This is a genomic window from Rhodoglobus sp. G.S.4, from assembly GCF_056619605.1.
In genome coordinates this window covers 1,566,314-1,587,416 of sequence record NZ_CM152748.1, presented here as the reverse complement: position 1 = coordinate 1,587,416, position 21,103 = coordinate 1,566,314, and the positions used below count along the sequence as shown (strand labels likewise).

Sequence of the window (21,103 nt, the reverse complement as noted above, 5' to 3'; positions counted from 1 at the left end):
CTGTACCGGGGGAATGGTTGCGCCTAGCTTTCGCCGCCGGCAGAACCGGTGGTGCCTGCATTGACGTCATGGAGGCTGTACTTCTCAATTGCTTGAGCGGGAACAGCTGGGTCCATTTCGCCGCGCTTGACGAGTGACTCCAACGTGCGAACGACGAGCGAGTGGCTGTCGATCTTGAAGAAGCGTCGTGCAGCGGCGCGTGTGTCTGAGAAGCCGAAGTCATCAGCACCGAGCGTCGCGAAGTCGCCAGGTACGAACGCACGGATCTGATCCGGCACCGCATGCATGAAGTCAGTGACCGCAACAAACGGGCCCTTGGCATCCGCAAGCTTCGAGGTGACATACGGCACACGCGGCTCTTCGTTGGGGTTGAGGAAGTTGTATTCCTCAGCCGCAAGTCCGTCGCGACGCAACTCAGTCCACGAGGTGACTGACCAGACATCAGCAGCAACGCCCCAATCGGAGGCGAGAATTTGCTGCGCTTCGAGCGCCCACGGAACAGCGACACCGGACGCCAACAATTGTGCCTTCGGACCAGTGATCGTCGGAGCAGTCAAGTGATAAATACCCTTGAGAGCACCGTCGACGTCGAAGTTCTCCGGTTCGGCAGGCTGAACAAGAGGCTCGTTGTACAACGTCAAGTAGTACATGACGTTGGGATCCTCGTGCTCGCCGCCATACATACGCTCGATTCCCGCGCGAACAATGTGGCCAAGCTCATAACCGTATGCGGCGTCATAACTGACGACTGCAGGGTTAGTCGATGCCAGCAAGAGCGAGTGGCCATCAGCGTGCTGAAGCCCTTCACCCGTGAGCGTCGTGCGACCCGCAGTTGCGCCCATGATGAAACCGCGCGCCATTTGGTCGCCGGCAGCCCACATCGCGTCACCAGTGCGCTGGAAACCGAACATCGAGTAGAAGACGTAAACCGGGATGAGGGGCTCACCGTTGGTGGCATACGAGGTGCCGACGGCAGTGAAGGCAGCAAATGCTCCTGCCTCGTTGATGCCGACGTGCACAATCTGCCCCTGAGGGCTCTCCTTATACGCCAGCAACTGCTCACGGTCTACCGAGGTGTAGTGCTGACCGGCAGGGTTGTAAATTTTAGCCGTGGGGAAGTAGGCATCCATGCCGAACGTGCGTGCCTCATCCGGAATAATCGGAACGATCCGGTTACCAATTGACTTGTCGCGCAGCAGGTCTTTCAACAAGCGAGCGAACGCCATTGTGGTGGCGATCTCCTGCTTGCCTGAGCCCTTCTTGACGACATCGTAGGTCTTCGCCTCTGGCAGTGAAATCTGCGTGTACTTCGTGCGACGTTCGGGAACGTAGCCGCCGAGTTCGCGTCGGCGCTCCTGCAAATACTGAATCGCTTCGTCGTCTTCACCCGGGTGGTAGAACGGGGGCTGGTACGGATCTGCTTCGAGTGCGGCATCCGTAATCGGGATGTGCATTTCGTCGCGGAACTTCTTGAGGTTATCGAGCGTGAGCTTCTTCATCTGGTGGGTCGCATTGCGGCCCTCGAAGCTCGGGCCGAGACCGTAACCCTTGACCGTCTTCGCGAGGATGACCGTTGGCTGGCCCTTGTGCTCACTGGCAGCCTTAAACGCTGCGTACACCTTGCGGTAGTCATGGCCACCGCGCTTGAGGTTCCACACCTGATCGTCGGAAAGGTGTTCAACCATTTTGAGCGTGCGGGGGTCGCGACCGAAGAAGTTCTCGCGAACGTAGGCTCCCGACTCTGCTTTATAGGTCTGGTAATCGCCATCGGGGGTTTGGTTCATGAGGTCGCGAAGTGCACCCTCATGGTCGTTGGCAAGCAGGTCATCCCACTCGCGGCCCCAAATCACCTTGATAACGTTCCAGCCAGCACCACGGAAGAAGCTCTCGAGCTCCTGAATGATCTTGCCGTTACCGCGCACAGGGCCGTCGAGGCGCTGCAGGTTGCAGTTGATAACGAAGTTGAGGTTGTCGAGCTTCTCGTTCGCGGCCCACTGGAGGGCTCCGCGGCTTTCGACCTCGTCCATCTCACCGTCACCCAAGAAAGCCCAAACTTGTTTCTCTGAGACGTCGCGGATGCCGCGGTTGGTGACGTATTTGTTGTTCTGTGCCTGATAGATGGCGTTGATCGGGCCGAGACCCATCGACACGGTGGGGAACTGCCAAAACTCCGGCATAAGGCGCGGGTGCGGATAGCTCGAAATACCGTTGGGTGCCTGAGACTTCTCTTGACGGAAGCCCTTCAGCTGATCTTCGCTCATGCGGCCTTCAAGGAAAGCACGAGCGTACATACCGGGGGAGGCGTGGCCCTGGTAGAAGATTTGGTCTCCACCAGATTCGTGGTCTGCACCACGGAAGAAGTGGTTGTGGCCCACTTCGTAGAGAGCGGCAGACGAGGCATAGGTCGAGATGTGCCCTCCGACGCCCACGCCTGGACGCTGCGCGCGGTGCACGGTGATCGCTGCATTCCAGCGGATCCACGCACGGTAGCGACGCTCAAGAGTCTCATCACCCGGGAAGTCGGGTTCGTCATCCTTGGCGATGGTGTTGATGTAATCGGTGGTCGGGACCATCGGTACACCGAGGTGCAAATCTTTAGAACGCTTGAGAAGGCTGAGCATGATCTCGCGACCGCGCTCGTGGCCTTGTGCTGCAACGAGGGAGTCGAGTGATTCGTTCCACTCGGCGGTCTCCTCCGGGTCCTTGTCGGTGTTGGTTACCGAGTATGGGTCCTGGTCGTTTACCGTCACCGTTGACCTCTTTCGTGTAGAGAACAGAGTCGTGCGAGTCGAGGCACTACCGGGTTACGGATGTGATGGGATCAACTACGCCCATCGATTCTAGTTGTCGAATGCAGCAAGTCTCGAACCGAGGGTGATTGCGGCCTGAACTCACAGGTCACGCGCTTGCGAATGAAAGGTCTGAAGCCATGAAAATTGCTGTCGGAGATCACGCACCGGACTTTGAATTGAAAAATCAGCACGGTCAGCTGGTGCGATTGAGCGCCCTGCTCGCACACGAACCGGTGCTGGTCGTGTTTTTGCCGCTCGCGTTCTCTCTGGGCTGCACGAGTGAAGTCGAGACTCTTCACCGCGAAAAACAGCGCTTTGTGGATGCTGGACTCGCCGTAGTGGTGGTTTCTGTTGACTCGACAGCCACGCTTCGTGCATGGGCGGATGCTGGCGCCTATGACTATTCGTTTCTTTCAGACTTTTGGCCGCATGGCGCTGTGGCCCGAAGCTTTGGTGTGCTTCTCGAAGACAAGGGTTTTGCTTCGCGAACGAGTTTCTTGATCGATCGATCGAGGATCGTGCGTGATGTTATTGAGGCCCCACTAGACGGCATCCGCGATTTTTCTCGGTATGAAGACGCGATTTCGTTGATGGAAATCGCCGAGTGGTCGTGAGCGCAGCTGCGGTGTTCAACGCCTTGTAAAAAAACCTGTAACATTATCTCGCGCTGCTTCGCATTGCGACGCTGCGGGCCTTTAGCTCAGCTGGTAGAGCGCCACGTTTACACCGTGGATGTCATCGGTTCGATCCCGGTAGGGCCCACCGCAACAGAAAACCCCCGCAATCGCGGGGGTTTTCTTCGTTTTCGCCGCCTTTTCAGCGATAGGCTCCGGGCAAGATCGCGGGCGATCAACTCGGATTCGCCTTACCCTCGCGAGGTGGAGCATCATGTCAAATGATTTGCTAGATCCTGTGCTTGAAACGGCACGTCTGCATGCCGCGAGGTATCTCGAGGGGCTTGCGACCCGTCATGTTGGTGCGTTACACGGTCGCAATGAGATGTTTGAGAGCCTCCGCGCTCCGTTGCCGGTCAGCGGAGAAGACCCTTCGGCCGTAATTGACCTTTTAGCGAGTCAAGCTGAGGTAGGGATGACGTCGTGCAGTTCTCCTCGATATTTCGGGTTCGTGATCGGCGGCACTCAACCAGTGGCACTCGCAGCGGACTGGCTGGTGTCGACCTGGGACCAAAATGCAGGCATCCACGCCATTTCACCGTTCTCGGCCGCAGTGGAGGAAGTAGCGGCTGAGTGGATGCTCGAACTTTTCGATCTTCCGCGAGATTCTTCTGTCGGGTTCGTCACTGGTGGGCAGATGGCAAATTTCACTTGTCTGGCAGCGGCGAGGCACAACGTGTTGAGGCGAGTGGGGTGGGATGTAGAACTCGATGGGGTTGCTGGTTCCCCCCATGTCAATATCGTCGTTGGCGCGGGCGTGCACGTCACGATCGATGTGGCTCTCCGCTATCTCGGGTACGGAACCCGCTCGCTGTTGATTGTGGAGTCCGACAGTCAGGGACGTATGCGCGCAGACAAATTGCGCGAACTGATGGCGACGCTCGAAGGTCCGACGATCATCTGCGCGCAGGCAGGCAACGTCAATAGCGGGTCGTTCGATCCGTTGCGAGAAATAGCGGTGGTGGCCAACAAGGCTGAAGCATGGTTGCACGTTGATGGTGCCTTCGGTTTGTGGGCCCGCGCCAGCACGCAGCTGTCAGCGCTTGTCGACGGGATCGAATTGGCGGATTCATGGTCGACCGACGCCCACAAATGGTTGAACGTACCGTATGACAGCGGCGTGGCGATTGTGAAGCACTCTGCTGACCATCGTGCAGCGATGACATCATCCGCTTCGTATCTCATCCAAACCCACGGGCCAGAGCGAGACGCGATCGATTGGGTTCCTGAACTATCCCGGCGGGCGCGAGCCATACCGATTTACGCGTGTTTGCGGGCATTGGGCCGGAAAGGTGTTGCGGATCTCATAACGCGGGGTTGTGCGCGAGCCCAACAAATGGCGTCGATGCTGGAAGCAGAGGAAGGCGTCCAGGTTCTCAACGATGTCGTGTTGAATCAGGCACTGATTCGTTTCGGTGACGACGATGAAGTCACTCGTGCCGTTGTTGCTCACGTTCAAGATGAAGGAACGTGCTGGGCTAGCGGAACCAACTGGAATGGCCAAGCGGCAATGCGGATCTCGGTGACAAATTGGGCTACGTCAGAAGAAGACATCGCTCAGAGTGCTGTCGCCATCCTGTCGATCTACCAGAGGCTGCGACACGAATGAGGTCAGCGCAGCAATAGGCTGACCTAGTGCCGACAACTGCAACAAACCGGGCTGGATCTCTGGCCATAATTGGCGCGGCCGTACTGTGGGGCACTACGGGAACCGCAGCAAGTTTCTTCCCGGAAAACGTCAGCTCACTAGCTATTGGTGCCGTGACGATGATTGGCGGCGGAGTACTTCTCTTTCTTCGCAGTTTTCGGAGTTCCCAAGTTGCGTTGCGCGATTCACGTGCGCGACGGTGGCTGTTGCTCGGGGCGCTCGGGGTGGTCATGTATCCGCTCGCGTTTTACAGCTCAATGAATCTCGCAGGAATAGCTGTCGGAAACGTGGTTTCTCTGGGCACGGGCCCCCTCTTCGCGGCTCTCCTTGAACGCCTTATCGATCACAGGCACCTCAGCAGACTGTGGGCAGCAACAACATCAATCGCGCTGCTCGGAGTCATCCTCTTGGCGTTCGGTGGCAGTCACCTAGGCGCTACGACTAGCGGAACACTATTTCCCGGCGTGATTCTTGGTCTCGTCGCCGGGTTCGCCTACGCCCTCTACACCTATTGCTCGACGCGAGCTATCCGTATCGGTCACTCGTCGGACGCCACAATGGGCGCAATGTTTGGAACGGGCGCTCTCGGGCTGTTGCCCGTGCTTATTGCCTTCGGCGCGCCCATTCTTCACTCTGCTGGGAGTATGAGCCTCGCGGTGTATTTGATCATCGGTCCCATGTTCGTGGCGTATGTCCTGTTTGGTCGAGGACTTCGGACAACCAGCAGTTCGACGGCGACCACGATCACCCTTCTCGAACCTGTTGTTGCGACGCTTCTTGCGGTGCTCATTGTGGGGGAGGTGCTTTCGCCGGTGTCGTGGGCGGGTCTTGGCCTCATATTTGTTGCGGTATCTGTACTGAGCACGGCTCGTCATCCCCGCAAAACACTGGACTCGTCTTAGTATCTGTGCATGGCATTCCACGACGACGTTGACGACGCGAACGATGCGAACGACAAAACGTCTTCCGAGCATGAGTTCGAACTACCTTTCCCTCGACGTGCCGCGTCGGGAGTGCCCGCTGCGAATTCGGCGGATGACGGCGATGACTCGACGCCCGTCGACCTCAGCGAAGCGTCCACGGGGGGCGTTTTCGATTTGGATGCCGAATTTAATTTGGGCGCCGAATTTGACTTGGATACCGCGCTGGGTTTGCCCGCTTCGCCCGATATCGCAGCGCCGGCGGACTTGCCACCGCCTCCCAGCGCATCCAGTTTCGCCCCGATTGATTTGAACGAGGAGTTCGAACGTTCCGACCTTTCGGAGGGGCTCGACCAGGGAAAGCCGCCGTGGGCGATGGCGCCAGCTCCCGATCCAACGCAGGCTGTCTCTCAGCTCGAAGCGCCGGATGGTCTCTCAGACGAACAGCGCACGGCAGCAAGCGAATCGGATGATGCCGGGACGGCCCAGAACTCGGGCAGTTTCGAGAACGCTTCCGATGCCGATGGTGCTTCGGTCGACGACTTTGCGCCAAAGTCTGCTGCGGCAACACACGACGATCCGTACCAGATTCCTGCTGACTACACGACACCGGATTTCTTCGCTTCGCGCATCTCACGCCGTCGTGTAACTCCCGACGAGAACGATCTCGATAACACTGCAGAGAACGGTCCCGCGGACGACACTTCTGTAGAGGGCGCTTCGGTAGAGGGCACTTCGGCGGAGAATACCGAGGAGCACGCGTCGCCCGTTAATATGCCTGCGGAACCGTTTGATGAACGCGGTCCGCAGGTCGATGAGTTTGCTGACTCGGCAGAACCAGAAGATACACGTGACTTTGATTTCGATTCCCTGTTCGCAACGACAGAGCCGGATAGCGCTGCGAGCCCCATGCTTGCAGGCGAGGATACGGCGGCGGATGTCGCGCCACCGTTGAGTGCAACGCACTCGGCTCCGGCCGACGATAACCTCGCGACCGATAACGTCTGGAAGCTTGGGCCACTCGAGCCCAACGTTCAGCCTGAGGCGCCCGACGAACCCGTAGATTCGGATGAGGTCACAGTTCCCGCTAACGGTGATTCGGCATCCGCTGGACTCCCGCCGGCGATTGAAGAGGTCATCGAGGGCGCACCGATGTGGAACCTCGACGGCGTTGATACTCCAGCGGCTGCCAGCGCTGCAGGCTCGAATGAGCCTTCGCCCCCAACTGCAGCGTCGCCTTTCGGAGGCTCACAGCCGGTCGAATTTCCTGCGGACGCGTTCTCCGCTGCCGCTGCCGAATTCGCTCCACAGGCAGCAGCTTCGTCATCTGTAGATGACCAGTCCGAGAACTCAGAGACGTCAGCGGCAGCGGGAACAGTTGATGCCGATGGCTTCCTGGTACTGCCTGAAGTCAGCGACGAGTCAGATCTGTTTGATGATTTCGACAATGACGAGCCGGAAGAGCCTTTCTTCACCCCATCCGCAGAGCCCGCGACGGACAGCGTTGCGGCGGCGGACACCGAGTATGTTGCAGATGCTGCAGATGCTGCAGATGCTGCAGATGTTGGCGACGCTGCAGATGTTGGCGACGCTGCCGACACTCCCATTGACTCATCGGTCGCGCCATCCGAGGAGCAGCTGCCGGTCGTGCCATCCGACTCGTTAGCGGCATCTGCCGAAACAGAGCCTCCCGAAACAGAGCCTGCCGCGGAGACAGAGCCTGCTGCCGATCCACAGGTTGGCGTCGAGGACGACTTTACTGCTGTAGCCGTCGTGCCTGCGGCCGATGGCGAACCGGTCGAACCCGCAGAAACTGATGCGATCGCCAAAGGGAGTGGCTGGGTCGACGCGCCATTCGCTTCGGCGGCTAGTGAATCACCGTCAGCAGCTTCGACGGCTGAGCGTTCTGAACCACAAATAGCTGAATCGCCCGCATCTGCAGAGCCGACTTCCGAGTCCGGAACGACTGACGACACAGCGATTGAGCTTACGGCCGAGCAGACTGAGACTCCTGAACTCGCGTATGAGTCGGAAATTCCCGCACCACCGGTACGGCGATCAATGGCTGACGATGAGCTGCTGAATTGGGCTGATAATCCGGAAAACCAGTCAACCGGCACCCTCAGCGTGATCGAAGTGCTCGAAGCTCAACTACGACTTCGCGAAGAAGAAGCTCGCGAATATCGTGAATGGGAAACAACACTTCGCTCTAAGGCAGCTCCTCTTCCTGAAGAGAGCGTCGAATCAGTTCCGGTGGAAGAACGAGCATCCTCGGCTGAGTCACCAACTGAGCCCGCGGCGTCGAGTGAACCCACTGCCGTTGCTTCGCCCGCAGCGCCAGAAACAGCGCCAGAACCCGTCGCGCCCGAAACGTCGGCAGCAGCACAATTGCCAGCCTGGGATGTGCCGCCGCCCAGCGACACCTGGGCACCCGGTGATGACTTCGACGACGAAATTCCGTTCGCCGCGCACGCAGACCCGACCGGGTCAATCACCCTGCCCCTTCTCAACGAAGAACCCACTAAAGCGACTCGTGACGACGACGAGGCTACCGCCTTCGCTGCAACCGGGTCATCTACGGTCGACCAGTCCGCTGCAGACGGAAGTGGCTTACCGAGCGACGCAACGTCGCCGATGCCAGCACCCGCAACACCACCAGTCGAAGACAGCGCCGCCGTAGCGGCTGGTCAATTTTCCTCATCTCCGCAATTTCCGGCCGACGAAGATGGCGACTACGACGAGATTCCGTTCACTCCGCCGCCTCTAGTCGAACCGATTACGGCGCCATCGACACCGCGCGCAAACCTCGACGAACACGTCTCTTTCGGAGACTTCGGTTTCACGCCGCCAATAACAGGAGACCCCGAAGCAGGTGACGAACCAGCGTCAGCTTCCGCGGCGGCAGCTGCGAGTGACACCGACACCGAGGCTCCCTTCGCGTTTGATCTCGACTCGGCCGCAACATCCGCCGTCGCAGAATTTGAGAGTTCTGAGGCCGACCTGGCCGACAGTGCGAGCACGGACGGTGCCGTAGGAGACGACGGATCAACGTCGGCTGGCTCGCTAGCCGAAAGCGATACGGGCCCTGTTGCATTCAATTTCGCTTCGCAGGAAACACCGCGCTACGTTCCCGCAGCACCTGTGAGCTTTGATGACCTGCTCAAGACCGCTGGCCTCGAGGAGGCGATCGACGAGCCGGAAGCGAACGAGGATAATCCGTTAGACGCGTTCCTCGCCGAACCGCAGAGTGACGCAGCTCCAGCGTCCGAGGCTCGGCCGGAGTCCGAGTCCGAACTTGTGCAGCAGAGCGACCCGCTCGCCGCAGTGCAGACGGGTTCGTTCCCGATCGCCCAAACCGCGTTCGAAGAAGAATCCGACGATGCTGTAGACCCAAGCGATCGCCGGGTACCGCTGGCAGACCGGCCTGATTCGCCAGCTACAGACGACAGCAACCCCATCCCGTTTGCGGCAGCTGGAGCGGGTACTGCCGTTGCTACAGGGGCCGCAGCAGCGGCAACTCAGTCTGCATCAAGTGGCGTAGCCGCGCCAACGTCTGCCGCGATTCCGCCAGTGACAGACTCATCCGCTATTCCGCAGCCGATGCCCCTCGCGACAGCGATGGTCAGCCAGCAGCCTCTCGGCCTTGAAGACGTCGCTCCTACTGCGCAACGCGTTTTTAGTCTTGAGGAAAGCGGGCTTGAGCCGACTCCAATCGACCGACGCATCGGTCACGCCGCTCGTTTGTTCTGGCTCTGGTTCGCCGCGAACTCATCGATCATTAGTATCGGACTAGGAGCAGCAGTCTTTGCTGTGGGAATGAGTCTCCGGCAGTCTGTTGTGGCGATTCTCGCCGGTGTAGCACTGTCGTTCATCCCCCTTGGCCTAACGACACTGGCGGGCAAGCGAAGCGGCCAGCCCACAATGGTCATCTCACGATCAGCATTTGGGTTGATTGGCAACGTTGTTCCCTCGGTGATCGCGTTGATCGCTCGACTCTTCTGGGGAGCAGTTCTCCTCTGGGTCCTCGCGTCGTCCGTCGCCATCGTCCTGATCGGCTCCGACATGAATGTCGGCCTGGGTGATCGCCAGATCTTGCTGCTCGCTCTCGCGCTCTCGTTCCTCGTTGCGCTCGTGATCGCCTTCGCTGGCTACCCGCTGTTTGCGCGCATCCAGCTGATCCTGAGCATCATTTCGGGACTGTTGGTCGTTGGCCTCATCGTCTTCACTGCTCAGTACATCGATGTATCGCAGGCCCTTGCTACCCCAGACGGATCGTGGCTACTGACCGTTACAGGCGCGGTACTTGTCTTCAGCTTCTTAGGACTCGTCTGGGCTTACAGCGGTGCTGATATCGCGCGCTACCAACGCCCATCGTCAAGCGGACCGGCTTCAGCTCTCTCTGCCGCGTTCGGTGCCACTCTTCCCGCGTTCGTGCTGATTGCCTATGGCGCGCTACTAGCAGCGTCAGACCCGGCGATCGCTCGCGGTTTCTTGGCCTCACCACTCGACACCCTCCTACTGCTGCTTCCTGGCTGGTACCCGATTCCCCTCCTGTTGGCTGCGGGGCTGAGCCTGCTTTCCGGCATAACGCTGAGTCTTTACTCTGGTGGTTTCGCTCTACAAGCTGTCGGTGTGCGCCTCCCTCGCCAGTGGTCGATCGTCATTGTCGGAGTGCTCTTGGGGGCGCTGGCCGTCTTGTTTGCTTTCGGAGTGGATGGCGGAATCAACGAACTCTTCCGCGATGTGGCAACGACCCTTGCTGTGCCGACGGCAGCGTGGGTAGGAATCTTTGCCGCAGAAACGATGATTCGCACTCGCCGTCTCGACAGCGCCGCGCTGACTACGCGCGGAGGAATCTACCCAGACTTCCGGTGGGTAAACCTCAGCGCCTTCATCGTGATTTCGGCGATAGGGTTTGCGCTGACCAGCGCAACGATTGCATGGCTCTCTTGGCAGGGGTATGGCTTCGTAGCGTTGGGCATCGATCTCAGCTCTGAGCTGGCCGCAACCGACCTGGGGGTACTCGTCGCGCTCGTTCTCGGAATTCTCACGCCAATCGTTGCTGGCATCCCCGCGATCCGGCGTCAAGAAGCGGGCAGCCCTGATCGTGCTGCCCGCCCCGCCTAGACTGAAAGCGTGTCTACTACTGTTGCCGAAGTAATCGCTGCATCCGAAAAACTCTGGCCGTCTTCTGGGGCCGAGTCGTGGGATGCGGTCGGTCTCATTGCGGGTGATCTCGATGCACCGGTGTCAAGAATTTCCCTCGCAGTTGATGCTGTGCTGGACACGGTGAACGAAGCGATCGAAGATGACGCTGACATCCTCATCACCCACCACCCATTACTGTTGCGCGGCGTCACGTCAATTGCGAGCGACCGCTATAAGGGCGCAGTTCTTACCAAACTTGTCAGGGCCGAGTGTGCGCTCCTCGCTGCACACACCAACGCGGATGTCGTTGAGACCGGTACTTCTGGGCGCTTCGCAGCACGGTTGGGCCTCACTGACGTTGCACCGATCGTTGCTGGTCAGACTCCGGATCGCGGCATCGGTCGCACCGGAAATTTGCCAGAGCCAATGACGCTCGGCAGACTCGCTCGTCTCATTGGCGAGATCTTGCCGCCAACAGCGACTGGCATCCGAGTCGCTGGTGATTTCGATCAGCTCGTGCAATCGGTGGCGCTGTGTGGGGGAGCCGGTGACGCATACTTGAACGAGCCGGCGGTTCTTGCCGCTGATGTGTACATCACGAGTGATTTGAGGCACCATCCGGCCTCGGAGGCACGAGAGAACGCTCGCCTCATGAAGGGCCCGGCGCTTGTGGATGTTTCGCATTGGGCAAGTGAATGGCTGTGGCTGGAGGCTGCAGCAGAAGAATTACGGGCTTTGCTCCCAGAAGTCATGATTACGGTGAGCGAACTGCGCACCGATCCTTGGGATTTTGCGGTTGTGCAGTAAGCGCACCGGTAGACAGAAAGAAGTATCACTATGGCGTTAACTGCTAGCCCAGCCGACCAGGCATTACTCCTCGACTTGCAGGCGTTTGACACGAAGATTTCGCAGCTTGAGCACCGTACCAAGAAGCTCCCGCAGCACGAGGCACTAGCGGAGTTGCAACAACACCGAGACAAGCTTCAACTGACCCTTCTTGAAGAGCGTGGAATCAAAGAAGATATCGAGCTTGAGCTGAGTCGTATTGACTCCGATGTGAAGGTTGTTGACGCCCGTATCGCTCGGGACAGCGCCCGTCTCGATGCAACGTCGTCGGCAAAAGACGCGGCGGCTTTCGAACACGAGTTGACCGCACTGCGAACGCGCTTGAGCAACCTCGAAGACATTGAGCTTGCCGTTATGGAGCGCCTCGAGGGTCAGCAGAAAGTTGTCGACAACCTCATTGAGCAGGGCCAAAACCTTACTGCCCAGACTGCTGAGCTTGAAGCAGCCCGAGATGAAGCTCTTCGAGAGATTGAGGCCGAGTTGGGCACCGTGCGGGCGGGGCGTACTGCGCTCCAGAGCACGATTCCTGAAGACCTCCTCGCTCTCTACGAGCGCCAGCGCACTCGCTACGGAACCGGTGCTTCGCTCCTGCGAGGAGGCGTTTCCTTGGCATCCGGTGTGAAGCTTCTCGAGAACGAGATGCAAGAAATTCGCGCGGCAGCTCCCGATGCGGTCATCATGTGTGCCAGCAGCGAAGCAATTCTGGTGCGCACGGACCAGTCCGGACTCTAGCGCCACAGCACTGTGGTGTGCCACCTGCAGCTCGAACGATAGGCTTGACAGCTGAATGGGTCGGCAAGACGGTCGCGTTGCCCGCAAGGGTACCGAGGAACGTCCGGGCTCCGTAGAGCAGGATGGTGGGTAACACCCACCCGGGGTAACCCGCGAGAACAGTGCAACAGAAAGCAGACCGCCACAGGTTTCGACCTGGGGTAAGGGTGAAACGGTGGTGTAAGAGACCACCAGCGGCCGGGGTGACTCGGTCGGCTAGGTAAACCTCGTCCGGAGCAAGATCAGACAGAAGACGCTAAGGCTGCTCGCCGAGTCTTCGGGTAGATCGCTAGAGGTGTGCGGCAACGTACATCGTAGATAGATGACCGTCCAGCACGAGATCTCGGTCTCGTGTGAACAGAACCCGGCGTACTAGCCGGCCCATTCTTCTCTTCGGTTAGACGATTCCTGAGGTTCCGAGCAAAGTTCCGATAAGGAACGTTGTTGCGAGAGCCAGTGCTCCACCGATCACAATTCTTAGCGTAGGGCGCAGCCAATGGTTGCCGCCGACCCTAGCCGAGAGAGCACCGGTGATGATGAGCGCGGTGAGCACCGCGATGAATGTTGCGAGTACCCGCACCGGTTCGGGAGCGAGAAGGATGGCTGCTACCGGCAGTATCCCACCGACGGTGAATGCCAACGCCGATGCTCCAGCAGCGTCCCACGGGCTAGCAACGGCATGTTCTGTGATCCCGAGCTCGGCTTCCAGATGCGCGGCCAACGCGTCGTGTTCGGTGAGTTCTTTCGCTACCTGCGTGGCCGTAGCCAAACTGATGCCCTTTGACTCATAAATCGCCGTCAGCTCGGCAAGTTCCTCTTCAGGCATTTCGGCAAGTTCTCGTCTTTCTTTCTCGATGAGTGCGCGCTGGCTATCGCTTTGACTGCTGACGGAAACGTACTCGCCAAGAGCCATCGAGATCGCACCGCCGACCAGCCCGGCAATGCCGGCAGTGAGGATGGGCGCTATAGCTGACGTAGCTCCAGCAACACCGACAACAATCGCCGCAACAGACACAATTCCATCATTGGCTCCCAGAACTCCAGCACGAAGCCAGTTAAGGCGCCCTGCGAGATCTCCGGTGTGGGGTTCATTCGGGTGAATACTCACGAGCTATTCCTTTACGGCAAGGGCGGCTGCGCCAAGAATTCCAGCGTTGTTGCGCAGCTCTGCAGGGATGATGGGGGTAGTGAGCTTCAATAATGGCAAGAACTTTTCGTGGCTTTTTGAGACTCCGCCTCCGACAAGGATGAGGTCGGGGGAGAAGAGCAGCTCGAGGTGTGAATAGTAGCGCTGCAGTCGCTTTGCCCACGATTTCCAACTGAGTCTGCGACGTTCCTTCGCTGCGAAAGATGCCCCCTTTTCGGCATCACGACCGCCAATGAGCAGGTGGCCGAGCTCAGAGTTCGGGATGAGTGTGCCGTTGTAGATCAGCGCGCTGCCGATTCCCGTTCCCAGCGTTGTGAGTAGCACGAGACCGCGAACGCCTTTTGCTGCACCGTAGCGAACTTCGGCGACACCAGCGGCATCCGCGTCGTTGACAAAGTGGATGTCGCGCCCGAGTGCTTTCTCGAACAGTTCTTCCGCTTCGAGGCCGATCCATTCGTCAGAGATGTTGGCTGCTGACATGGTTTTTCCGTTGTGAACGATGGCAGGAAAGCAGATTCCGATGGGCATGTCCTCAGGAATGCCACCCAGTTTCTCGATGAGTTCGACGACGACATCAATGATGGCGTGTGGTTTGCCCGATTTGGGCGTCGCGAGCTTCTTTCGCTCGCTGACAAGTTCTCCGGTACTTGTATCGACGATGGCACCTTTGATTCCCGTGCCGCCAATATCGATGCCTAGAGCCTGAGTCATTGTGTGTCTCTTTCGCGTAGTTAGGGAAGCGTCAGAATTTCAGTGCCGCGTTCTGTGACGACCATCGTGTGCTCGAATTGTGCGGTCAAACTCTTGTCGCGGGTTGTGACCGTCCAGTCGTCTTCCCATTGATCCCACTCGTGAGTTCCGAGCGTGAGCATTGGTTCGATTGTGAAGACCATCCCGACCTCAATGACGTCATTGAATTGCGGCGCCGAATCGTAGTGGGGAATGATGAGGCCGGAGTGGAAGGCTTCGCCAACTCCGTGGCCAGTAAAGTCCCGAACAACGCCATAGCCGAAGCGCTTGGCGTATGACTCGATTGCACGACCTATGACGTTAACCTGGCGGCCGGGAGCTACAGCCTTAATTCCACGATTGAGTGCTTCTTGAGTTCGCTCGACGAGGTTGCGCGCATCTTCTGACACTGTGCCGACCAGGAAGGTCTTGTTGAGGTCTCCGTGCATCCCGTTTTTGTATGCGGTGATATCAATGTTGATGATGTCACCTTCTTCTAGCACGGTGTCATCGGGAATCCCGTGACAGATCACCTCATTGATGCTCGTGCAGCACGATTTGGGAAAGCCCCGATAGCCCAGGGTGGATGGGTAGGCTCCACGGGAGATCATGTATTCGTGAGCGATCTGGTCGAGTTGTGCGGTGGTAACGCCCGGTGCGACCGCGGCGCCTACCGCTTCAACAGCACCGGCTGCGATCTTGCCAGACTCACGGATGCGGTCAATCGCTTCTGCACTGTAGACATCAGACCCGGTGAACGGGCGTGGTGCCTTCTTGCCGACATACTCCGGACGGGTTATTGACGACGGAACTGCGAGTGGGGGTGGGATTACTCCCGGAACGAGGTGACCAGATTTATTCCGAGGCATCTGACCAGTCTACCGGCGTAGCCTTGTGCTTAACGAAGGGACTAGACCATGACGCAATGGTGGTACAACCACAAGACCGGTGAAGTCGAAGAGGGCCCACAATCTCTCGGGGTAGATCGGGACGGTCCGTTTGATAGCCGTGAGAGCGCTGAGCGCGCACCCCAAATCATCGCCGAACGAGCTCGCAAGTGGGCCGAAGAGGAAAAGGCAGACTAAGTCGTGTCCGCGCTGTTCTACAGCGGGGCGCTCTAATAGGAGTGTTCCGCTGTGGGATAGATTCCTGCTTCGACTTCAGCGCGATACTCAGAGACGGCACCGGAAAGTGTCGAACGCAGATCGGCGTACTGCTTCACAAATTTAGGGATGCGGCCCTTCGTGAGTCCCGCCCAGTCCGTCCAGACGAGCAACTGCCCGTCAACGTGGGGGCCGGCGCCAACACCGATCGTGGGGATCCTGAGCGCTTCGGTGATCTTGGCGGCAGCATCCGCAGGAACCATTTCAAGCACAACAGCGAATGCACCGGCCTCTTGAACCGCGAGTGCATCCTCAAGCAACTGTTCGAAACCTTCGCCTCGCCCTTGAATGACGTGCCCGCCGAGGCCGTGTTCACTCTGCGGGGTGAAGCCGATGTGCGCCATGAGAGGGATGCCGGAGTCGACAATTCGACGGATCTGTTCGGCACTGCGAACTCCGCCTTCAAGCTTCACGGCGTGAGCGCCCGTCTCTTTCATGAACCGGAACGCGGTGTGGAGGGCTTCATCCGGGCCAGTCTCGTAGGAGCCGAATGGGAGATCCGCAACGACAAAAGCGCGGGTAACAGCGCCTGCTACCGCCCGCGTGAGCGGAATGAGGTCATCGATGCTGACCGGCAAAGTTGTGTCATAGCCGTAAACGTTGTTACCTGCGGAGTCCCCGACTAGCAGAAAGTCGATGCCGGACTCGTCAAAAATGCCAGCAGTTAGTTGGTCATAGCTGGTTAGTCCAACGATCTTGATGCCATTCTCTTTTGCCGTCTGAAAATGGCGAGTGCGGACACGTTTCAGGTTGGCTTGCGCGGCAGCTGCTGCAGGGTCAGTCATACGGGTAAGTCTAACGACACCGCAGCAGCCGATGATTGGGTCGCGCGGCGGCGATTGCGCTGCAATGCCGCTTCAGAGCAAGTAGCCTAAGGAAGGCACAATCGACGTCGCGGTTTCGCGACACGGCACGGATCGAGGGACTCAATGTCAATGGACAAGCAGCGCGACTTCGTTCTTCGTACGATCGAAGAACGTGGAATCAAGTTCGTTCGTCTCTGGTTTACGGATGTCGTCGGAACCCTCAAGAGCGTTGCTGTTGCTCCTGCCGAAATCGAGGGCGCGTTTGCCGAAGGATTGGGCTTTGATGGTTCAGCGATTGAAGGTTTTACCCGCGCTTACGAAGCAGACATGCTTGCGCATCCAGACCCCACAACTTTCCAGATTCTGCCGTGGCGTGGCGAGATTGATCCCACAGCACGCATGTTCTGTGACATCACAACGCCAGATGGCCAGCCTGCAGCTTCTGACCCCCGCAATGTTCTGAAGCGCACACTCGAAAAAGCTGCGGATCGCGGCTTTACTTTCTACACACATCCTGAGATCGAGTTCTACCTCCTCAAGTCGAGCAAGCTGAAGAACGGTAAGCCGCAGCCCGTCGATTCAGCCGGCTTCTTTGACAACGTTCCTGGCGGAACAGCACACGATTTCCGTCGCCGTTCTGTGCGGATGCTCGAAGACCTGGGCATTTCGGTTGAGTTCAGCCACCACGAGTCTGGTCCTGGCCAGAACGAAATCGATCTTCGCTACGCAGATGCGCTGACGACGGCTGACAACATCATGACGTTCCGCACGGTGATCAAAGAGGTCGCAATCGAGCAGGGCGTTTATGCAACGTTCATGCCGAAACCGATGTCCGACCAGCCAGGTTCTGGCATGCATACCCACATGTCGCTCTTCGAAGGCGACCAGAATGCGTTCTACGACGCGAGCGGTCACTACCAGCTTTCCAAGGTCGGGCGGCAATTCATGGCTGGCGTTCTCAAGCATGCACCCGAAATTACAGCGGTCACGAACCAGTTCGTCAACTCCTACAAGCGGCTCTGGGGTGGCGACGAGGCGCCGAGCTTCGTAACGTGGGGCCACAACAACCGTTCTGCACTCGTCCGGGTTCCGCTGTACAAGCCAGGCAAGGGCCAGAGCGCTCGCATCGAATACCGTGCCCTCGATTCTGCAGCGAACCCGTACTTGGCATACTCGCTTTTGCTCGCTGCTGGGCTCAAAGGCATCGAAGAAGGCTACGAATTACCTCTAGAAGCTGAAGACGCCGTCGGTGACCTTTCCGAGCACGAGCGCCGGGCTCTCGGCTACGAGCAGTTGCCCTCGAATCTCAATGATGCTCTCGCGATCATGGAGAGTTCCGAGCTCGTCGCTGAAACGCTGGGGGAGCAGGTCTTCAATTTCGTTCTCCTCAACAAGCGACGCGAATGGAAGGCATACGGCGCTCAGGTGACTCCCTATGAGCTGGAGAGCAACCTAGAGATTCTCTAGAGGACGCCGACGTCTCATGTCTAAGTCTCCCTATACTCTGACCGAACTCGCCAAGCTGGGTTTCCTAGAACTGAGCGAAGCGCGTGAGCGGCTTCTTGCTCTCGATCGTCCTGAAGTTCCGCAACTTTTCGCGCGAGCGGCAGATCCCGATCAGGCGTTACGGCTGCTGTTATCGCTCTCCGAAACGGCACCAGAAAAGCTTGAACTCATCCTCGAAGACGCTGCCGCTGCGGTGCGTCTTGTGCAGATCTTGGGTGCGTCATCCGGGTTGGGCGATTTCTTTGTCCGCCATCCTCAAGAATTGGATGCTCTTTGCTCGCCTATCGAGGGCCCGCCAACGCCAGAAGAATACGTGGCGAAGCTGGCTGAGGCGACGGTGGGGCTTGACGGCGAAGACGCGTGGGTCGCATTGCGAATCCGCTACCGGAGCGAACTGGCCAAGCTAACGGGGTGGGATTTAGCGCAGGAAGATCCCCTTGCTGCTGTGGACCGTGTGGCGATGGCACTGGCGGATCTCGCGGGGGCAGCGCTAGAAGAATCGCTAAACATTGCTCGCCGCACAGTCAATTTTCCCGCATCTGATATCGCGGGCACTCGGGTCGCAATTATCGGAATGGGGAAAGCCGGCGCCCGCGAACTCAATTATGTGTCGGATGTCGACGTCATTTTTGTCACCGAGCCGGATGGCATCGAGGCGAACCGTGCTGTCGACATCGCAACGAGCCTTGCTGTTCAGACGATGCGCGGAATCAATGACCTCACCCTTGAACCCGGGCTGTGGGAAGTCGACGCCAATCTCCGACCAGAGGGCAAAGACGGTGCGCTGGTTCGTACGTTGGAATCGCATCTTGCCTACTACGAACGCTGGGCAGACAGTTGGGAGTTTCAAGCACTCCTCAAGGCCCGACCGATTGCGGGCGATCAGGACCTCGGCGAACGCTACGTTGCCGGAGTTGCGCCGATGGTGTGGTCGAGTGCATCCCGCGAGAACTTTGTTGCGTCGGTCCAGCGGATGCGGGAGCGGGTAACAGAGAACATCCCGCCAGAAGAACGCGACGTGCAACTCAAACTGGGCCCCGGTGGCTTGCGTGATATTGAATTCACTGTTCAATTGCTGCAACTTGTGCACGGACAAAACGACGAAGAAGTGCGTCAAACTTCGAGTCTGCGGGCACTCATCGCTCTAGCGGAGCAGGGCTATATCGGCCGTACTGAGGCGGGCGAGTTTGCGCGTGATTACCGGTTCCTCCGCCTATTGGAGCATCGCATCCAGTTGTCACGACTGCGGCGCACTCACCTGATGCCGCGCGATCCTGATGATCTGCGCGTCTTGGCTCGCGCTACTGGTGTTGCTAAGAGTGCAAGTGATCTGACCGAGCAGTGGCAGCGGACCAAGATTGCGGTTCGTCGTTTGCACGAGCGCCTGTTCTATCGCCCGCTCCTTTCAGCTGTCGCCGCTCTTCCAGAAGAAGGGCTCGCGCTGTCTAGCGATCAGGCGTCGGCGCGACTTGCTGCTATCGGCTTCCTCGATCCGAAAGGTGCTCTTGCCCATATTGCGGCACTCACCGGGGGAGTCAGCCGCCGAGCGACTGTGCAAAAGACACTTCTTCCCGTCATGTTGCAATGGTTCGCTGACGGAGCGGACCCCGACTATGGGCTTTTGGCTTTTCGACGACTCAGCGAGGCTCTCGGAGAGGCGTACTGGTTCCTGCGGATGCTGCGAGACTCCTCAGGGGCAGCGGAGCGGCTCACCCAAGTGCTCTCCTCATCGAAGTATGTCGGTGGGCTTTTTGAGAGGATTCCCGAGGCGGCCGCCTGGTTGGAATCCGAGAAGGAGCTTCGCCCCCGATCGGCGGACGTCTTGCGGGATGAGGCACGAGCAATCGTCGCGCGTCATCGCGGTGACGAGGATGCCGCGGCTGTCGCGCTGCGCACTGCGAGGCGACGTGAGGTGTTACGTCTCGCACTTGGCTCGATCCTCGGAGTTATTTCTATTCAGGAGTTGGGCCGTGGTCTCAGTGATGTGACCACAACAATCCTCGAGGGCGCGTTGGCGGTGCTCCGGCCCGAGCCCGACGGCATAGAGTTCGGCGTAATTGCGATGGGGCGCTACGGCGGTGCGGAGTCTGGCTTCGGCTCAGATACCGACGTGATGTACGTCTACCGAGCAACGGATGCCGAGAGTGAAGTTGCCGCCAAACGAGCGGAAGCTCTCGCTAAGGGGCTCAAACGCATCACGGAAGATGTGAAGTTGCCGCTCGACTTGGATCTCGACTTGCGGCCAGAGGGGAAGAACGGCGCAGTAGTGCGCTCATTGGACTCCTATCAGGCCTACTACGAGCGTTGGTCACTCACGTGGGAAGCACAGGCGTTGTTGCGTGCGCGCGGCGTAGCGGGCGATCTGGGGCTGCTAAACGACTTTGAAACCTTGGCTAATGGTGTTCGCTATCCGAAAGCGATTTCTCCCCAAGATGTACGCGAAGTGAAGCGGATCAAAGCCAGAGTCGAGTCCGAACGACTTCCGCAAGCTGCTGACCCCTCGCGACACCTCAAACTGGGACGCGGGTCGATTAGCGATGTCGAGTGGTTTGTCCAGTTGCTTCAACTCCAGCACGGCGCACGGGTGCCGGGGCTCCGCACGACGTCAACTTTGGATGCACTTGACGCTGCTGTGGCAGAAAAACTCGTCATTGCCTCTGATGCTGCCCGGTTGCGTGAAGCGTGGATTTTGGCTTCGCGCGCACGCTCCGCAATCACCCTGTGGACGTCAAAGTCTGCCGACGTGCTTCCTAATGATCGGCTCCAGCTAGAGGGTATAGCCCGAATGCTGGAGTACCCACCTGGCTCTGCTACCAAACTCGAAGAAGACTACCTTCGTGCAACCCGCCGAGCTCGACGGGTCTTCGAGCGACGCTTCTATGGTGTCGCGAATACCGTCCGCCGCTAGCCGGGTTAACGCAAATCGGGCCGCACCCCGAAAGGTGCGACCCGA

General features: G+C 58.7%; 14 protein-coding genes, 1 tRNA gene and 1 other RNA gene. 11 read left to right on the top strand and 5 right to left on the bottom strand.

Annotation, left to right across the window (positions count from 1 at the left end):
• Positions 1 to 23: 23 nt before the first annotated feature.
• Positions 24 to 2,750, bottom strand: coding sequence for a pyruvate dehydrogenase (acetyl-transferring), homodimeric type (gene aceE / locus AC061P_RS07670; protein WP_449646805.1), 2,727 nt, complete (start codon positions 2,748 to 2,750; stop codon positions 24 to 26).
• A gap of 179 nt (positions 2,751 to 2,929) precedes the next feature.
• On the opposite strand from aceE, the gene AC061P_RS07665 reads away from it, so the two are divergent.
• The 8 genes from AC061P_RS07665 to rnpB all read left to right on the top strand — a co-directional run bounded on the left by AC061P_RS07665 (position 2,930) and on the right by rnpB (position 13,187).
• A complete protein-coding gene (locus AC061P_RS07665) occupies positions 2,930 to 3,406 on the top strand; it encodes a redoxin domain-containing protein (RefSeq protein ID WP_480390827.1) in 477 nt (158 codons plus the stop codon).
• 75 nt (positions 3,407 to 3,481) lie between these two features.
• Positions 3,482 to 3,554 (top strand) — tRNA-Val (locus tag AC061P_RS07660).
• 126 nt (positions 3,555 to 3,680) lie between these two features.
• Entirely contained in the window at positions 3,681 to 5,075 is a 1,395-nt protein-coding gene (locus AC061P_RS07655) for a pyridoxal phosphate-dependent decarboxylase family protein (protein ID WP_480390826.1), read from the top strand.
• A 26-nt stretch (positions 5,076 to 5,101) separates the two neighbouring features.
• A complete protein-coding gene (locus tag AC061P_RS07650) occupies positions 5,102 to 6,016 on the top strand; it encodes a DMT family transporter (protein ID WP_480390825.1) in 915 nt (304 codons plus the stop codon).
• 9 nt (positions 6,017 to 6,025) lie between these two features.
• Positions 6,026 to 11,161 carry a cytosine permease gene (locus AC061P_RS07645; protein ID WP_480390824.1) on the top strand — a complete coding sequence of 1,712 codons (5,136 nt, stop codon included), beginning with the start codon at positions 6,026 to 6,028 and terminating at the stop codon, positions 11,159 to 11,161.
• A gap of 9 nt (positions 11,162 to 11,170) precedes the next feature.
• On the top strand, positions 11,171 to 11,989 hold the full coding sequence (locus AC061P_RS07640) for a Nif3-like dinuclear metal center hexameric protein (RefSeq protein WP_449646800.1): 819 nt from the start codon (positions 11,171 to 11,173) through the stop codon (positions 11,987 to 11,989).
• Between the two features lie 30 nt (positions 11,990 to 12,019).
• Complete coding sequence (locus tag AC061P_RS07635; protein ID WP_480390823.1) at positions 12,020 to 12,760, top strand: zinc ribbon domain-containing protein; 741 nt, start codon at positions 12,020 to 12,022, stop codon at positions 12,758 to 12,760.
• Positions 12,761 to 12,816: 56 nt separating this feature from the next.
• Positions 12,817 to 13,187, top strand: an RNA gene (gene rnpB / locus AC061P_RS07630) — RNase P RNA component class A.
• Between the two features lie 9 nt (positions 13,188 to 13,196).
• On the opposite strand, the gene AC061P_RS07625 is transcribed toward rnpB, so the two are convergent.
• The 3 genes from AC061P_RS07625 to map are packed head-to-tail and all read right to left on the bottom strand — an operon-like array spanning position 13,197 to position 15,544.
• Entirely contained in the window at positions 13,197 to 13,907 is a 711-nt protein-coding gene (locus AC061P_RS07625; protein WP_480390822.1) for a VIT1/CCC1 transporter family protein, read from the bottom strand.
• A gap of 3 nt (positions 13,908 to 13,910) precedes the next feature.
• Positions 13,911 to 14,657: a polyphosphate--glucose phosphotransferase gene (ppgK, locus tag AC061P_RS07620; protein WP_449646797.1), complete on the bottom strand. Its 747-nt coding sequence runs from the start codon at positions 14,655 to 14,657 to the stop codon at positions 13,911 to 13,913.
• A 20-nt stretch (positions 14,658 to 14,677) separates the two neighbouring features.
• Positions 14,678 to 15,544: a type I methionyl aminopeptidase gene (gene map, locus AC061P_RS07615; protein ID WP_480390821.1), complete on the bottom strand. Its 867-nt coding sequence runs from the start codon at positions 15,542 to 15,544 to the stop codon at positions 14,678 to 14,680.
• A gap of 48 nt (positions 15,545 to 15,592) precedes the next feature.
• On the opposite strand from map, the gene AC061P_RS07610 reads away from it, so the two are divergent.
• A complete protein-coding gene (locus AC061P_RS07610; RefSeq protein WP_449646795.1) occupies positions 15,593 to 15,760 on the top strand; it encodes a methionine aminopeptidase in 168 nt (55 codons plus the stop codon).
• A 32-nt stretch (positions 15,761 to 15,792) separates the two neighbouring features.
• On the opposite strand, the gene panB is transcribed toward AC061P_RS07610, so the two are convergent.
• Entirely contained in the window at positions 15,793 to 16,623 is an 831-nt protein-coding gene (gene panB, locus AC061P_RS07605; RefSeq protein WP_449646794.1) for a 3-methyl-2-oxobutanoate hydroxymethyltransferase, read from the bottom strand.
• Positions 16,624 to 16,773: 150 nt separating this feature from the next.
• Between panB and AC061P_RS07600 the strand changes: the two genes are divergently transcribed.
• Both AC061P_RS07600 and AC061P_RS07595 read left to right on the top strand, forming a co-directional pair.
• Positions 16,774 to 18,111 carry a glutamine synthetase family protein gene (locus AC061P_RS07600; protein ID WP_449646793.1) on the top strand — a complete coding sequence of 446 codons (1,338 nt, stop codon included), beginning with the start codon at positions 16,774 to 16,776 and terminating at the stop codon, positions 18,109 to 18,111.
• Positions 18,112 to 18,127: 16 nt separating this feature from the next.
• Entirely contained in the window at positions 18,128 to 21,058 is a 2,931-nt protein-coding gene (locus AC061P_RS07595) for a bifunctional [glutamine synthetase] adenylyltransferase/[glutamine synthetase]-adenylyl-L-tyrosine phosphorylase (protein WP_480390820.1), read from the top strand.
• Positions 21,059 to 21,103 lie beyond the last annotated feature (45 nt).

Excerpts from the sequence above, each read along its gene's own strand:
- AC061P_RS07645 (WP_480390824.1), top strand. The coding sequence starts at position 6,026 with ATGGCATTCCACGACGACGTTGACGACGCGAACGATGCGAACGACAAA.
- AC061P_RS07655 (WP_480390826.1), top strand. The coding sequence starts at position 3,681 with ATGTCAAATGATTTGCTAGATCCTGTGCTTGAAACGGCACGTCTGCAT.
- AC061P_RS07665 (WP_480390827.1), top strand. The coding sequence starts at position 2,930 with ATGAAAATTGCTGTCGGAGATCACGCACCGGACTTTGAATTGAAAAAT.
- AC061P_RS07635 (WP_480390823.1), top strand. The coding sequence starts at position 12,020 with ATGGCGTTAACTGCTAGCCCAGCCGACCAGGCATTACTCCTCGACTTG.
- panB (WP_449646794.1), bottom strand. The coding sequence starts at position 16,623 with ATGACTGACCCTGCAGCAGCTGCCGCGCAAGCCAACCTGAAACGTGTC.
- AC061P_RS07595 (WP_480390820.1), top strand. The coding sequence starts at position 18,128 with ATGTCTAAGTCTCCCTATACTCTGACCGAACTCGCCAAGCTGGGTTTC.
- ppgK (WP_449646797.1), bottom strand. The coding sequence starts at position 14,657 with ATGACTCAGGCTCTAGGCATCGATATTGGCGGCACGGGAATCAAAGGT.
- AC061P_RS07600 (WP_449646793.1), top strand. The coding sequence starts at position 16,774 with ATGGACAAGCAGCGCGACTTCGTTCTTCGTACGATCGAAGAACGTGGA.
- AC061P_RS07610 (WP_449646795.1), top strand. The coding sequence starts at position 15,593 with ATGACGCAATGGTGGTACAACCACAAGACCGGTGAAGTCGAAGAGGGC.
- map (WP_480390821.1), bottom strand. The coding sequence starts at position 15,544 with ATGCCTCGGAATAAATCTGGTCACCTCGTTCCGGGAGTAATCCCACCC.